This window comes from Chromobacterium vaccinii (assembly GCF_001855275.1).
GTDB lineage: Bacteria > Pseudomonadota > Gammaproteobacteria > Burkholderiales > Chromobacteriaceae > Chromobacterium > Chromobacterium vaccinii.
In genome coordinates this window covers 4,976,064-4,990,203 of the sequence record NZ_CP017707.1, presented here as the reverse complement: position 1 = coordinate 4,990,203, position 14,140 = coordinate 4,976,064, and the positions used below count along the sequence as shown (strand labels likewise).

Annotated in this window: 16 protein-coding genes; all 16 read right to left on the bottom strand. The window is 62.4% G+C overall.

Translation table 11 applies throughout. From position 1 onward, the window contains the following. Positions 1-6 precede the first annotated feature (6 nt). The 16 genes from BKX93_RS23080 to BKX93_RS23005 all read right to left on the bottom strand — a co-directional run bounded on the left by BKX93_RS23080 (position 7) and on the right by BKX93_RS23005 (position 14,133). On the bottom strand, positions 7-927 hold the full coding sequence (locus BKX93_RS23080) for a hypothetical protein (protein WP_144408830.1): 921 nt from the start codon (positions 925-927) through the stop codon (positions 7-9). A 97-nt stretch (positions 928-1,024) separates the two neighbouring features. Beyond that, positions 1,025-1,300 carry an acyl carrier protein gene (locus BKX93_RS23075; protein WP_186009466.1) on the bottom strand — a complete coding sequence of 92 codons (276 nt, stop codon included), beginning with the start codon at positions 1,298-1,300 and terminating at the stop codon, positions 1,025-1,027. After that, positions 1,284-2,081, bottom strand: coding sequence for a hypothetical protein (locus BKX93_RS23070; protein WP_186009465.1), 798 nt, complete (start codon positions 2,079-2,081; stop codon positions 1,284-1,286). The genes BKX93_RS23075 and BKX93_RS23070 overlap by 17 nt, the downstream gene beginning before the upstream one ends. 148 nt (positions 2,082-2,229) lie before the next feature. Beyond that, positions 2,230-3,249, bottom strand: coding sequence for an IpaD/SipD/SspD family type III secretion system needle tip protein (locus BKX93_RS23065; RefSeq protein WP_082107206.1), 1,020 nt, complete (start codon positions 3,247-3,249; stop codon positions 2,230-2,232). A 99-nt stretch (positions 3,250-3,348) separates the two neighbouring features. Then, complete coding sequence (locus BKX93_RS23060) at positions 3,349-4,350, bottom strand: IpaC/SipC family type III secretion system effector (protein ID WP_070981557.1); 1,002 nt, start codon at positions 4,348-4,350, stop codon at positions 3,349-3,351. Between the two features lie 20 nt (positions 4,351-4,370). Next, positions 4,371-6,119 (bottom strand): type III secretion system translocon subunit SseC family protein, encoded by a 1,749-nt coding sequence (sctE, locus tag BKX93_RS23055; RefSeq protein WP_070981555.1) that lies wholly within the window; start codon positions 6,117-6,119, stop codon positions 4,371-4,373. Continuing rightward, positions 6,116-6,619, bottom strand: a complete 504-nt coding sequence (gene sicA, locus BKX93_RS23050) for a type III secretion system translocator chaperone SicA (protein WP_021477908.1) — start codon at positions 6,617-6,619, stop codon at positions 6,116-6,118. Before sicA ends, sctE begins: the two co-directional genes overlap by 4 nt. Positions 6,620-6,749: 130 nt before the next feature. Further along, positions 6,750-7,811, bottom strand: coding sequence for an EscU/YscU/HrcU family type III secretion system export apparatus switch protein (locus BKX93_RS23045; RefSeq protein ID WP_070981553.1), 1,062 nt, complete (start codon positions 7,809-7,811; stop codon positions 6,750-6,752). 1 nt (position 7,812) lies between these two features. Beyond that, the gene (gene sctT, locus BKX93_RS23040) at positions 7,813-8,586 is read right to left on the bottom strand and encodes a type III secretion system export apparatus subunit SctT (protein ID WP_046167835.1); all 774 of its coding nucleotides are present in this window, start codon (positions 8,584-8,586) and stop codon (positions 7,813-7,815) included. 4 nt (positions 8,587-8,590) lie between these two features. Continuing rightward, positions 8,591-8,851 (bottom strand): EscS/YscS/HrcS family type III secretion system export apparatus protein, encoded by a 261-nt coding sequence (locus BKX93_RS23035; RefSeq protein ID WP_031296613.1) that lies wholly within the window; start codon positions 8,849-8,851, stop codon positions 8,591-8,593. A 69-nt stretch (positions 8,852-8,920) separates the two neighbouring features. Next, on the bottom strand, positions 8,921-9,580 hold the full coding sequence (locus BKX93_RS23030; protein WP_070981551.1) for an EscR/YscR/HrcR family type III secretion system export apparatus protein: 660 nt from the start codon (positions 9,578-9,580) through the stop codon (positions 8,921-8,923). Beyond that, on the bottom strand, positions 9,570-10,466 hold the full coding sequence (locus BKX93_RS23025) for a YscQ/HrcQ family type III secretion apparatus protein (protein WP_083340653.1): 897 nt from the start codon (positions 10,464-10,466) through the stop codon (positions 9,570-9,572). The genes BKX93_RS23030 and BKX93_RS23025 overlap by 11 nt, the downstream gene beginning before the upstream one ends. After that, positions 10,466-12,010: a SpaN/EivJ family type III secretion system needle length determinant gene (locus BKX93_RS23020; protein WP_070981547.1), complete on the bottom strand. Its 1,545-nt coding sequence runs from the start codon at positions 12,008-12,010 to the stop codon at positions 10,466-10,468. The genes BKX93_RS23025 and BKX93_RS23020 overlap by 1 nt, the downstream gene beginning before the upstream one ends. Continuing rightward, positions 11,998-12,453: a hypothetical protein gene (locus BKX93_RS23015; protein ID WP_070981545.1), complete on the bottom strand. Its 456-nt coding sequence runs from the start codon at positions 12,451-12,453 to the stop codon at positions 11,998-12,000. Before BKX93_RS23015 ends, BKX93_RS23020 begins: the two co-directional genes overlap by 13 nt. Then, positions 12,437-13,729, bottom strand: coding sequence for a type III secretion system ATPase SctN (sctN, locus tag BKX93_RS23010; RefSeq protein WP_046167830.1), 1,293 nt, complete (start codon positions 13,727-13,729; stop codon positions 12,437-12,439). The genes BKX93_RS23015 and sctN overlap by 17 nt, the downstream gene beginning before the upstream one ends. Then, complete coding sequence (locus BKX93_RS23005; RefSeq protein ID WP_070981543.1) at positions 13,729-14,133, bottom strand: InvB/SpaK family type III secretion system chaperone; 405 nt, start codon at positions 14,131-14,133, stop codon at positions 13,729-13,731. The genes sctN and BKX93_RS23005 overlap by 1 nt, the downstream gene beginning before the upstream one ends. Positions 14,134-14,140: the final 7 nt, after the last annotated feature.

Here is a 14,140-nt window from a genome sequence, read left to right as displayed (position 1 = left end):
CACTGATCAAGTGATACTCATGTCCGAATTAGAGCTCTGATGGGATTTCATGCTTTCATCGGAATCCTGCCTTGCCAATACAGGAGGCGCAATCGGCGTTCGGTACCAAGCGCTGATGCTACCGCCCTCGCCTAGATGCAATCCCGCCGCATAGGCATTCATTCCCTGCGAGAAACCGGTATCATTGCCATACGCGGTGAATACAACATTCCCACTCTCGGCTCGCTGCTTTATGTCTTGATACTCATTGGGGCAGTTTTGCTGCAAATTCGTTTCCCAAGTATCGGTAAATTGCCGAAGCTGCTGAGTCACGCTGTCGATATCGCCTATTGAGAACTCGTCTGGCATTCCCCATTTATCAATTGCAATTGCTCCCTCCCCCCGCCCACCCGCCACATCGAATTGATACTCACTGGCATAGCCTGCCAGCGCCTTATTCGGACTGGAGGCCGCCCAAGGATCAAAAACAATCAATCCAGGCACGCCAGCAACCTTTACCTCAAGAAACGAATGCTTTGCCACCAGATCCGACTTGCGCTCATAACTTTCAATCGTCGCCAAGCCCTCCATCTCAAGCTTGGGTTTAATGACACGACTCAGATAAAACTCACCAAGCGCGGAATAATGATCGCAATTCCCACCACCGTACTTCAATGCCAAGCCCGCCTGGAACAGCGTACTTTCAGAGCTCGCCTGCATGGGTGAAAGACCTGAGCTTTGGCGATATTGGGTGTACAAATTTCCCATATCGTACGCATACGCCGCAGATGCCGGCCCACTCGTCCCCTGGCCTTCCGGCTTATTTCCTGGATGGATCATGCCTCGTAGCTCCACCCCAAATTGATTCAAAACAGAAATTACTTTTTCGCCCGGAGTCACGGACTGCGTTTGTGCGACGCCAACAGTCGCTAGCGAACTGATCATCATTTTCCATCTCCCTCTTATCACCTTGAATATGCATGCCATGCCTTGAAATCAGGCCTCATCCATAAATGGCCTCAACTCTCTCAGGCCTTGGGCGCGATCACCCCATTTCCCAAGCTTTCGCCAAGCACCTAGTCACCACCTCGCGCACATCCGCCACCGTTCGCATTCCCGCGACATCCGCCGCGCCGATTTCAATGCCGAACTCGTCGTTCAACGACATCACCATCTCCAGCAATTCCATCGAGTCGGCGTACAGATCGTCGATCAGCCTCGCCGCGGGCTGGATCTGCTCCATCGCCGCCCCCAGCGTGAGGTGCAGCACGGCTCTCACCCGCTCCTCCAATGCCATGCGCCCCTTACCTGGATGATTCATTTCCGGTCTCATCTTCCACCACCTCCTGCTTCAAATCGCTCGACACCTTCCGCCGCAGCTGGACCTCGCCCGACGCCCCAAGGCCGCAGTCTGCATCGAGCGCGGTTTCAGGCCGCGCCAGCGCCACTCGCAACAGCAATGGCAGCATGGCCAGCAAATCCAGATCCCGCGCCAGCTTGCCGACGCCGGCGCCATGGATATCCATCAACGCCCGCCTCGCCTGGCTCAAGTCTTCAAAGACCTGGCGAGCCGCCCGTTCAAACTGTTTCTGCCCATCGAGCACAGGGTCCGAATCCCGGCTGACGCCCAACTGCTGCGCCAGATACTCGCCCGCCAGCGGCAGCACTTCGCGCGTCAGGAATGATTCGCTCAGCTGGCCGACGCCGCCCTCCAGCGAGGCGGCATGCTGCGCCAGCTTATGCTCCAGTTGGCTGCGCAGCTGGTAGCCTTTATCGGTTTTCGGCGTCCAGGGGCCAAAAGCGGACTTCTCCCCCAAACCATCCTTCAGAATCAGCGCCGCATATTGCTGCGCCTGCTCTTGCAATTGCGACTTGCTCTCCTCATCCAGGTCCGGCTGCTGAGCCAGTTGATGAAACACCTTGGCGAACTCGGCCACCTCCATTCTGGCGTAGAAGTTGCTGGAGCCTTGGTACACCTCCAGCAAGCGGCCCGGCGGCTCTCCCAAGCTGGACAGGGTCTTCAAGCTCTGCGTAGCGAGGCCTGCGGACAAGCCGCCCAAATCTGGCTCAGGCCGCATCGGCTTGGACGGAAAATTGCTCACATTCTTCAGCCCTATGAGCAATTCTGGAGACACTAAGCGAGAAAACGATCTTCTCGAATCGACCGTCCCCGGCTGGCTGACGGATCCCAAATTTGGCATCGACATGGATCGAGAAAGTCTTCCGGCCGGCATCATGTCCTCTGCCGCCTCAAATCTGCAGGAAGGATTTGGCTGTTTCTTGGCACGCGCTGATGGTACTGCTCAGCACCTTGACCAAGTTGTCGAACAAGGAATTGGCATTGCTGTACTTCTGCGTCAGCGTCTGCAGCGTGTTCTTCATTTTTTCTTCCTCGGCGTCGAAACCCGCCTTCCAGGCCTGGAACTTGGCGCTGTCCATGGTCTTTTCTTTCGGAAGATCCTCAATCATCTTGTCGATCGCGCTCATATCGATCACCACCTTATCCCCCTGGGCGCAGGTCTCAGGCAGACCCAGCTGCTTGGCCCACGCGACGGCGCCATCGTGATTCTTGCCATTCGGGGTCGCGCTCCATAGCGCGACGTCCTGGTACTTGGATTTCAGCGCGGTGAGCGCGTTGCGCAAGGAATCCGTGTCCAACGTGATCTGCTCGCCCTTCTTTTCGTCGTTAGCGGTAGTGATCCAGTTGCTCAACGGCGACATGACGGTATCGCTGAATTCGCTGTAGAACTTGACGTACTTGCTGGTGGCGTCTTGAAACACGCCCAGATAATCCGTATTGACCTGGCCGATATACTGCGAAATCTTGTCCCATAGCGCGAAATCGTCATGGCCATTGGAAAGACTGGACCCGGCAGCCATTCGCGCCACTTGGGAGCGGACGAAAGGCGACTCCGAACGGAAAACGCGCTCGGCGCCCACCGCAAACGATTCCGCCTGCGGCGCCGGCAGCGCGACCTTCCCGGCAGCCAGGCTGCGCAAGCGGCCGTCCAGCTGATGCCACGCCAGCTGATTGTCATCCCCCGCCGAGGTTTTGCCGGTCGTGACCGCTCGAAACAGCGGCGCCAGCGTGTCGCTGAAACGCTGGCTTGCCGTCAGCGCATGCTGCAAGGGCTTGGGATCGCCCGTCGGGCGGCTGCCGTTGTCCGGCGCGGTCTTGACTGACGGCGCCGGCGTCGGAGCGTCTTCGTTGTTCGGAGCCTGCAAATTCGGCAACCCCGCCGACGCGATGTGGTGATGGATATCAAGCATTCAAACCTCCCGATGCGCGGGCCAAGCCAACTCGAAGCGGCATGGGCGAAAAGCGCCGCGCCGGATGCCGGCGCGGCCGAACGGATTGAGCGAATAGACTCACGCCCGGATATTGCCGGCCACCGTTCCCATCGCCGCCATATTGGATTGGCTGACGCCATCCAGCACCTTCAGCACGTCCTGGATGATTCCATCGGTGCTGCGGCTGCGATCGCGCGCCTCGCCCGATGCGTTGGACGCCACCTGGCTGGATGCCTGGGAAATCTGCTGGTTCGCCTGCTCGGTGGACGCCGCGTAGCGGCCTGCCGAGCCCGCCACGTTGCCGACGGCGGCGGATGTATCCATCACCAACTGGCCGCTGGTTTTCTTCTTGTCCGCGGCAAGCCTGGTGTCTTCTCCGGCCCGGTGCTCTTCCTGACGCTTGATCTCCAATTTGCCGTTGTGCTCCATCAGCTCTTGCCGATCGGAAGACTTCACATTCGGCGACTCGAGCTTGATCTTGTTCGTGTTGATTTCGCTGTCAAGCTTTGCCACTTTGACGGAATTGGTCTTCAAGACGCCGCGCTCGGCCGACAAGCCGCCATGCCTCATCCCGGCGCCGGTGGCGCTCATGCCGACCTGCAGCGTGCTCTGCGCCACGCTGCCGAGAAGCTCGTCCTGGCCGGCCTTCACCGTCGCCGCCGCGCCGGCCTTGGCCGCGTCGAAGCTGACGATCGACATCTGGCCGTTGAGCTTGCTATCGGCCGTTCTCACCTTGACCAGCGCATGCATCAGCTCTGTCTGGGTATCCGCAAACTTTGTCGACATATGGCTGATGTCGAGGCCGCTGCCATCCGGCTTTTTATCGTCATCCTTCACCGGCTGCTCTTCGCTTTTCAGCTGGATGAAGTTTTTCAGCTTACGGGTGCCTTCCTCCGTCACCACCGTTTTGGGCTGGGTCAGGTGAGGCTTCCCTCCATCATTCTTCTCTTTGTTGTCGATATCGCTGGGCAGCGGCATCGGCACCGTCTCCACGCCGCCGCCGCGGCCTACAGGCGCGCCGGTGGGAGCCACAACCTGGTTAAGATTGGGATTGAAAACAGTGTTGTTGTGAACCGTCATATTCTTAAACTCCCTTTAGCTCAGGCGCGGGTGTGCCCTAAGACGAAACGCCCCGCATCCGTGGTTTGCTCGAACACGTTGGACATGTTCACCGTCAGATCCTGGGTAATCTTCAGATTGCTGCCGAAAGTCTCCACCGCCTGCTGCAGCCACTTTTCGAGCTGCTCCATGCTGGCCCGGGCAAGCGAAAAACCCGCCAGCGCTTCGGCGGCCTTCTTCCTGAACACCCCCTGCTCCACCCCGCCGATCCCCTGAATGGTGGAGTTGATGAACGACCCGGCCGTCACCACCTGGTCCAGCGTATTGGCCACCAGTTTCTGGGACGCCTCGTCGCTGCCCAGGCCAAGGCTCTTGGTCAAGCGCTCCATGCCTTGGGAAAACAGCTTGCCGGTGCCGCTGGCCAAATCCTTCAAGACCTGCGGCACGATGTCCTTGACCGCGTCGCCGATCAGTTTGCCCAGCATGTCGCCCATCTTGCTGGCGGCGTTCTTTCCCACCGCCGCCACCGCCACCATGGCCACCACCATCACCACCGCCGCAATGATGGCGCCGACCACGGCTCCCACCATTTCCGCAGTGCCTTTATCTACGCCCAAACCTTCCAGCGCCTTGGTGATCGCCTTGCTCAACATCTCCATCAAGGGCTTGAGGATCTTGTCCATCAGCGGCTTCAAGGCTTCTTCTATGAACGACTTCCCGGTAACAGCCTTGCAGATTTCGTCCGCCACCATCAGCCCCACCCCTACAGCCGCCAACGCCAGACTGGCCCCGCCGGTGAAGGCGGCCGACACCACGCTGACCACCGTCAGGATCGCGCCCAGGATCTTGCCGAGACAGCCCATGACGGTATTGAGGGTTTCCGCCTTCTTCACCTCTTTCTGGTATTCGTCGGCCTTCTTTTCCATCTCCTTCTGCCGGCTGTCCTGCATGGCCTCGAACAGGGACAATTCGTTTTTCAGGCTTCTTTCGCTGTTGTCGCCGAGGAGTTTGGAAAACCTGGCCATCACTTCGGTCAATTTGGCGAGATTGTTCAAATTGTCCTTGTCCGCCTGCTTGGCGGTCTCGCTGTCTATGCCGGCGTTGTGTATCTTGTCGACCACGCCATCGGTAACCGCCGCCTTCTGCGTCGCCACTTGCTGAGCCTGGGCGGCCGCGTCGACGGCATTGCTCGCCGCGGTCTTGGCTTGGGCCAGCGTGGTGTTCGCCGCATCCAGGGCGGCCTTGGCGTCGGCGTAACCCGCGTCGTTCGGCGACATCTTGTCCAGCTTGCTCTTCGCCTCATCCGCCTTGCTCTGCGCGGCGGCGACCGCCGCATTCGCCGTTTCGCTGTTCTGCGTCGCCGTTTTGAATGCCGCGGTGGCCGCCTCGGACTCGCCCAAAGCCTTCTCGAACTCCTTCGACAACTCGGTGCTCATCGCCTTTTCCGATTCGCGCATCGCGCGCCAGGTCGCCAGGCGGGCCTCCAGCTCCTTCAGGCTGCTTTCACCCAACAGAACTATCAGCTTTCCCACCACGTAAGTGAACGCGCCGTCCTTGTTCAAGCCAGGCAATGAACTGTCCGTAGGCGGAGTCAACTCCGGCGAACCCGTTTCGCTCTCGCGCGCCACCGTCACGCCGCCCGTTTTGCCCGCATGAAAGGCCAACAGCTTCGCGTGAGCCTCATGCGCCACATTCAGAAACGGACCACCCTGGCGCACGCTGTCCGTTACCGCCTTGATGAGATCGGGGTTTGGCGGCCGGCGGCCGCCTATCGTGCCCACATCGCTCATGCCTGCTCCTTTTCCAGGCTGCGGGACTGCTCGTCCTCAGCCTCCTGCAAAGTATCCAGATACACTTGGGCCTTGACACGCAGCGCCTCATCGTCGCTGCGTTCCAGCACCAGCTCGAAACACTGCTTCGCCTTGGCCGCCTTGCGCATGAACAGCTGGCATTGGCCGGTGAAGAACACTGGCCGGTAATCGCTCTTGCCCAGCGCGAAAGCCACCGCGTACAGATCGGCCGCCTTCTGAAACTGCTTCTTCAACTGGAATACCGCAGCCAGGCCGATGATGTAGTCAGGGTTGTAAAAGTCGTAGATGCACAGGAAGCGGAAGAATGTCTCGGCGTCGTCGAGCCTTCCCTTGTTGTAAAAATCGTAAGCATGGGCATACAGGCCATCCATCAGGTCCTGCGGAATGCCATGCACGTCTTGCAACGTGGCGCCCTCGCTCACGGCTTGCCAGATCACCTCCGCCAGGCGATCGTCATCGGCGCTGTCTGTAAAACTCATTAATCTGCTCCCAAGTAACGGTCGCCAACTCGGCAAAGCTGGCTGGAGAAGATCGCCGGACAACCATTGCCGGCGGGCATCATCCCAGCCATTAAACCCGGGTCGGCGACTATAAACATTCAAGAATCGCTCATTGCGGCTCAACGGCGGCATCCCCCTCCGGCAAACCCGCGTTTTCCACCTGTTCCAGCCACGCGAGCAGCCGCAGCACTTCGTCCACCTCGTCCAGGCTGATGAAGGCATAGCGCCGATGGCTGGCGTAAATTCGCCGCGCCAGCGGCACGTCGCGAACCACCGGCACGCCCACCTTCCGGGCATGGGCGCGCACCGCCAAAGCGCGCTGGTTGGTTTCCATCACGGAAATGAACGGCGCCGGCGACAACTCCGGCTTGAAATAAATGCCGATGGCGATGTGAGTGGGATTGGCGACGATCAACCGTGAATTCGCCACATCAGACTTCACCTGCTCGGACAGGATTTCCATATGCACCTCGCGCCGGCGCGACTTCACCTCCGGATTGCCTTCTTGTTCCTTCATCTCGCGCTTGACCTCTTCTTTTTCCATTTTCATGTCCTTCATGAACAGGAAATACTCAGCCAGCGCATCCAGAATCAGGATCAGCGCGATGCAGCCCAAACAGGTCAATACCAGCGACAGCAACAACTCGCGCCAGATGGCGGCCAGGCCCAGCGGACCGCCATGCAACTGGGCGAACAGCAGCGTCTTGTGCTTGTTCCAGACCACAAACACCGCCACGACGAAACTAGCCAGATACAGCAAGGCCTTCACCACCTCCTTCACCGTGCGCAGACTGAACAGCTTCTTGAAGCCACTCACCGGATTGAGCGCGTCCAGATTCAGCTTCAACGCCTCGCTGGCCAGCACGAAGCCGCTCTGCAACAGGGATGGCAGCGCCGATGCCAGCGCGCACAACAGGAAAATCGGCAAGAACAGCCTCAGCCCCAGCCATGCCAGCGCCTTGGCGTAACCCGGCATGTCCAGCCGGAAACCGCTGGCGATCGTCTGGCGGAACACGCCCATCAGTTCGGCAAGGGAGGAGAACGACACCAGATAGGCGACCCCGCACAAGGTCAGGCAGGCGACGACCAGATCGCGGCTCTTGAACGACTGCCCTTTTTTGGCCGAATCCCTCAGCCGCTTGTGCGTGGGCTTTTCGGTTTTCTCGGCCATCTCAGCGCGGCGCCGCCAGCCAATTCGCCAGCGCCGCGGGTTTCAGCGCCAGTTGCCCCACCGTACCCGGCAGCACCGGCGCGAAATACAGCAGCAGGATCAACAGCGCCACCGCGCTCTTGACCGTCATCGCCACAGAAAAGGCGTTCAATTGCTGTGCAAAGCGCGACAGCAGGCCCAATGCCGCTTCACACAGCAATAAAGCCGCCACCACCGGACTGGCCAGCACCAAGGCCTTGGCCATCACCCGGTTGATCAGGCTAAACAGCGGCGTCAGCGGCGGAGCGCAGTCACGCAGCGGGTCGCATAGCTGATAGCTCTGCCGGATCAGCTCCAGAACCAGCTGGATGCCGCCGCCCTGCAGATAGACCGCCGCCGCGAACAGATTGAAAAAATTGGCCAGCTCGGACGTATCCACGCCGTTGGCCGGATCAACGCTGCTGCTGAAAGTCGCGCCGCGCTGGTTGTCTATGACGCTGCCCAGCGCATGGAAGACCCAGAAAGGCCAGGCCAGCAGACAACCCAACAACAGGCCGACGGCAGCCTCCCGCCCCAGCAGCGCCAGAAACGGCAGCGAATCGGCAGCCATCGGCTCATCCACCCCATGCGGCCACACCCCCTGCGCAACCAGCATGGAGACCGCCGTGCGCGCCATCCCGCTCAATACATTGCTGTTGAAAAAAGGCAGGATGAAAAAAATAGGCGCGACCCTGGCAAACCCAAGCGCCGCGGTGGCCGCCCAGCCATGGATGTCGAAAAACAGGGAGGCCGGCATCGCCTCACCCATGGCTCAGCGCCAGACGCATCACCTCGCGGCCGAAGCCCAGCAAGGTTTCTCCATACCAGCCTGACAGCATGAACAGGCACAGGCTGACGCCAAACAGCTTGATGCCGAACGGCAGCGTCTGTTCCTGCAGCTGGGTCACGGTCTGGAACAGGCCCACCAACAGGCCGATGATGGTGGCGACGATGATGGGCCAGGCCGACATCATCAACACCAGGTACAGCGCCTTGTTGCTGGCGAATATCATTTCATTCATGGCGATGCGTCCGATAGGATGGGGCGAGCGCCCATGCCGCGCAGGAAAGCGCCTCCGCGCCGGGCCGCATCAACTGGCGAGCTCCAGGTATTGCTGCACCAGGCCCTTGGACAACAGAGTCCAGCCATCCAGCGCCACGAACAACACCAGCTTGACCGGCACCGATATCGTCACCGGGCTCATCATCATCATCCCCAACGCCAGCAGCACGCTGGAGATCACCAGATCCACCACCACGAACGGCAGATACAAATAGAAGCCAATCTTGAACGCGCTCTTGATCTCGCTGAGCGCATAGGCCGGCAACAAGGCGAAGATGGATGGCGGCTCGTCCGCAGCCGCGCCGCCTGCAGGCTCTCCCATCCGTTGCGCCTGCGCTTTCTCGAAAAAGCGCGCCAGTTCCGGATCGGAATACTTCTGCAGATAACCGCGATAGTCATCCAGGCCGTTTTCGACGAAGTTGCGCACCGATTCGATGCTGGAAAAGCTGACATGCTCGTCCTGGTAGTAATCGCAGGCCTGCCGCGCGATGGGCATCATCACGAACATCGACAACAGCAGCGCGATGCCGTTAAGCGTCATATTGGAAGGCACTTGTTGCAGGCCCAGGGCATTTCGCACCATCACGAACACAATGGAAAACTTGATGTAGCAAGTGCCTGAAGCAATCAGGAAGGGCAGCAGCGTGGCAAACGCCATCAGCGCTATCAGGGTAATATCATTCGACATCCGCGACCTCGCCCTGCCACTGCGTCATTTCCACGCCCAGATGGCCATCCAGCTGCACCAGTTCGCCGCGCCCCAGCAGCGCGCCGTTGGCTCGAACCTCCACGCGCTGTTCCGCGCCTGTCTGCACCGGCAGCAACCGCCCCTGGCACAGCTGCTGCAATTCCGCCAACGTCACCATGCTCTGTTGCAAGACAAACTCCAACCGCACCGGCAACTGGCGAACATCCGCCACTGCCGGTCCGTCCTCGGGACGATCCTCTTCCGTCTGCCACTCCATCACGATTCCCTCATCGCTCCGTTGATAACGCCCCAACACCCGCCCATGGCAACTCACCCGCGGCGCGGCCTGCTGGACCAGCAGCATGTCGCCCAGGCAAACGCTCCGCAGCAAAGACAGGCTGATGCGGCTTCTTCCCAATTCGAACCTAAGCGGCAGCGGCAGGCTCTCCAGCCGCGCCGAATCCAAGACCGGATGCGTCGGCGCCGGCACCTTGGACAACCACACCGGACCCAGCTCGGTCGACACTCTCAGCAGAGCCTGCGCAGGCAGCTCGCTTCCGTCTACCAGCCGGCCCAGACTCAGCCCTTGATAGGCCAACTCCGGCATAGGCCAGCGCAGCGGCTGTTCGCTGGCGGCGATCAGCCGGACCGCCTGTTCTTCCACCCCGGATGCGCTGGCCAGCGCCGCCAGCTCCGGCGCCATCTTCTCCAGCCAGATCCGCGGCTGCAGCCATCCCTGCCAGCGCCGCGCCTCATCGCTCAGCGCCACCCATCTGCCGCTGCGGGACGGATAAGCGATTTCGGCTTCCCAGCCTTGCCGTTTCCAAACGCCTTCCGTCTGGCGCAGAGCCTGGAATTGCCGGTCCACATGCCGCAGTTTCAGCATCAGGCGTCCTCCTCGTGCTCATCCTGGGCCGGCCTTGGCGATTGTCTTTCTCCGCTGTCGCGATCTAGGTTCCAGTGCTGCGGGTTGCCCGACAGCCACTGTTCGCTCAGGCGTTGCTGCACCAGGCTGTCGGACGGCTGCAGCAACAACTTGCCATTTCGGCTCTGAATCCTCACCGCGTGCTCCCCTCCCCAGCGCAGAAAGCGGTAGCCGATGCCGGACGATTGTTCCGGCTCGGCCTTTGGCGGCGATTGCGGCGTCCCCTCCGCCCGGCTTCGAGACCGCGGAGCCCAGCTCCCATCGCTTGCGGCCATGGCCTGCGGCGGCAAGAGTGCATCCTGCCGTCCGGCAACGGCGGCGGCGGCATCCTCATGATGTTTGCGGCCAGCGCGCGTCGGAACCGGGTTCGCCATCGCGTCGCCGCGCGCCATGCCCGGCGGCGCGAGTCCGGCAGCGCCGGAGGCAGGCTTGGGCCGCCCCGGGGCATCCGGTGCCCGCTCCGACTCTCCGCCCCGAGCGCCGGCGTCGGCAATGCCCGCTCGCCCCGGCTCCGGCGCGCCCTGTCCGCTGGCGAGGCCGGCATTTCCGGCTCCGCTCGGCGGTGCCTCGGCCATCCCCCGCGCGGCCATATCCATGCCGATGGCATAGGCCGCGCTTAGCGGCGGGCTTGTTGCGGCCACCTTCTCGCCGGCCGGTGGGAAAGGCGCGGCAGCCGCCGACAATGCCTCCTCGCGACGGTCCCTAGGCAACGCCGGCGGCGAACCGGACACAGCGGCGCCGCCGACGCTCGCGCGTCGTCCATCCACCGGCCTCTCTTTCCCGTCCGCCGGACCAGCCGCGCCCGACGGCGACGACATTGACGCCTTGCGCGGAGTCGCGGCCATGACTGGCGGCGCGCTCGCTTCGGCCTTCCTCCCGCCAGCCGGCGGCGCGGGCGCGGCCGCTATCGGCGAAGATGCTCGGGATGGCTCTTCGCATGCCCTCGCCCCCAAACCCGCAAGGAAACCAACCGTCGCTCGCTCAGAAGAGCGGACTCCGGACGGCGCTGCGTCGCAGGATGGCTCGCCATGCTCCTGTCGATGGCGTTGCGACAGCTGCAGCGGCGAGGGCGGCGACCAGGCCGGGAGCGGCGGCTCGCTGGCGACTGCGCCGGCATGCGAGTCCGACGCCAGCCGTTTACCCTTTGCCAGCCTGCCGGCAAGCCAGTCGCTGCGGTTCCTTGCCGCCTCGTCGTCCAGCGGGGGAAATACGTCCTGAGCGACCGTCGATGGCCCTGCCGTTTCCGGCAAGCCATCAGCCCCCATTTGATTGGCGTCCTGGTTCGATCCGCCCTCCGGCGAGACTGCGGCCTTTGATTCCGCCATCGCATCCATGCCGCGTCCCGCGCCGCATGGCGGCGGTAGAATCGACAGAGGCTTATCGCCCCCCAGCGGCTTGCGCGCGTCGGGACTGGAAAGCAGCCTGGCGAAACTGCTTGCCGCCCCTTCGGCCTCTTCGGGCTTGAGCGCGGCCGGCCACCTGCCTGCCGCCGTCACGGTTTCCATTTCGTTCGCTCCTCCAGTTCGCCTTCTTCCTGCAGCAGCCGCGACAATCGCCGCTGCTTGCGGACCCGTTGCGCCCATCGCTGATATTTGTCTTCCTTGCGCAGCCATTGCCGGCTCAGCCCGCTCTGCTTCTCTCTTTCCAACTGCAGCTGCTGGCGCCGCTCCTGCAGTTGCTCGCCTTGCAATGCCAGGCTCTGCAGTTGCTGTCGCAACACCGCCTGCCGGCGCTGCAAGGAAAACAACTGGCCGCGATCGACGACCGCGCCGGCCAGTTGCTGAGCCTGCAATAGCTGGCGCAAACCCTGCCCTTGCGCCTCAAGCGCCTGCAGCTCCCGCAACAGGCCATCGTCTTGCCGCGACAACTGCGCCAGCGCCTGCTGGCACCGGGATTGCGCGAACTGGCAACGCCGCAGCAGCGCGCCGATCTTAGGCAATAAGCTCATGCATGCCGCGCAGCGTGGCGTCGAACGACGAGTTCTGCGCCAAGGGCTGCCGCAGCCATTGCCGCAAAGCTTCGCGCGCGCCCATGGCTCGGTCGTTGTCGGCGTTCTCTCCTTGCCGGTACTCGCCCAGATCGATGAAAACCTGCAGTTCCTCCAAGCGCGCCATCAGGCCCCGCACTCCTGATGCCGCCTGCAGATGCGCGTCGGCGCAGACCTGGCCCGCCACCCGGCTGGCGCTCTTCAGCACGTCGATAGCCGGGTAATGTCCCTGACCGGCCAGCTTGCGGCTCAGATAAATGTGGCCGTCCAGAATGGAGCGGATCTCGTCCGCCATCGGGTCGGGCTCGTCGTCGCCTTCCAGCAAAACGGTGTAAAAAGCCGTGATGCTGCCCTCGCGAGTCGCGCCGGGCCGCTCCAGCAGGCGCGGCAGGCTGTCGAACACCGATGCCGGATAGCCGCGCCGGGCCGGCGGCTCGCCCGCGGCCAGCGCCACATCGCGCAAGGCGCGGGCGTAACGCGTCATCGAGTCGACGAACAGCACCACCCGCTTGCCCTGATCGCGGAAGTATTCCGCCACCGTAGTCGCCAGCAAGGCGGCGTTGCAGCGATCCACCGACGCGTAGTCGGAGGTGGCGTACACCAGCACGCAGCGGTCGCGTTTGGGCGACTGCCGCAAAGACTCGGCGAATTCAGTCACCTCGCGGCCGCGTTCGCCGATCAGGCCGATCACGAACACATCGGCCTCGGCCTGATCGATCAGCATATGCATCAGCATGGTTTTGCCGCAGCCGGCGGAAGCGAAAATGCCCACCCGCTGGCCGATGCCGCAAGTCAGCAAGCCATCGATCGCCCGCACGCCGGTGACCAGCGGCTGGCGCACCCCCACGCGCCGCGAGTACGGCGGCGGATCGGCATCGATGCCGCGCTCGTCGCCGCCATGGCTGGCGGGCTCGCTGGCGAATCTCTCCACCACCTGGCCGGTGGGATCCAGCATCGCGCCCAGCGCCGCATCGCCGATCCAGGCCGACAACGCCCGTCCAGTCGGCTGCAACACCGCCTCGCGCGACAAGCCGCGCGCGTTGCCGATCAGGCTCAAAACCGCTCGCTCCTGCTGGAAACCCACCACCTGGGCGCGCGCCACCACCTCGCGGTCCTGCCAGCTGCGGCGGATTTCGCACAACTCGCCTATCGCCACATCCGGCAGCGCCGCCTCCAGGATTGGACCGGACAGCCGATGCGGATAAGCCAGACGGCGCAGCAAACGCGGAGGCTTCATCACAGCAGCAGCTCCCGGAAATGATTCAGCGCGTCGAAAAAGCCGTTCAGCGCCGCCGCGAAATGGGGGCCATCCTCCAGGCAGTCCGGATGCAGCTGGGCCCTAAGCTCCAACTCGCCCTCGCTCTGCGCCAGCTGCAGCTGGCCGCTGCGGGCGAAACCGCAGCCCGCCAGCAGCGACTTGAGCAAACTGCCGCCGAAGCGGTCCAGCGCCGCATCGTTCAGGCTCCCCAGGCGCGACCACAGCCATACCTCGCCCTCTTGCTCGGTGATGTGCATGCTGGGCAGATCGCACAGCTCGAGCGCGATGGTGCAGCCGCCGTCCAGCATCGCCAGCCTCTCCGGCGCGTAGCCGCTGCCTTGCAAGGCAGCGTTCAAAAGTTGCGCGATATCGATTGACTGCATGGCGCTC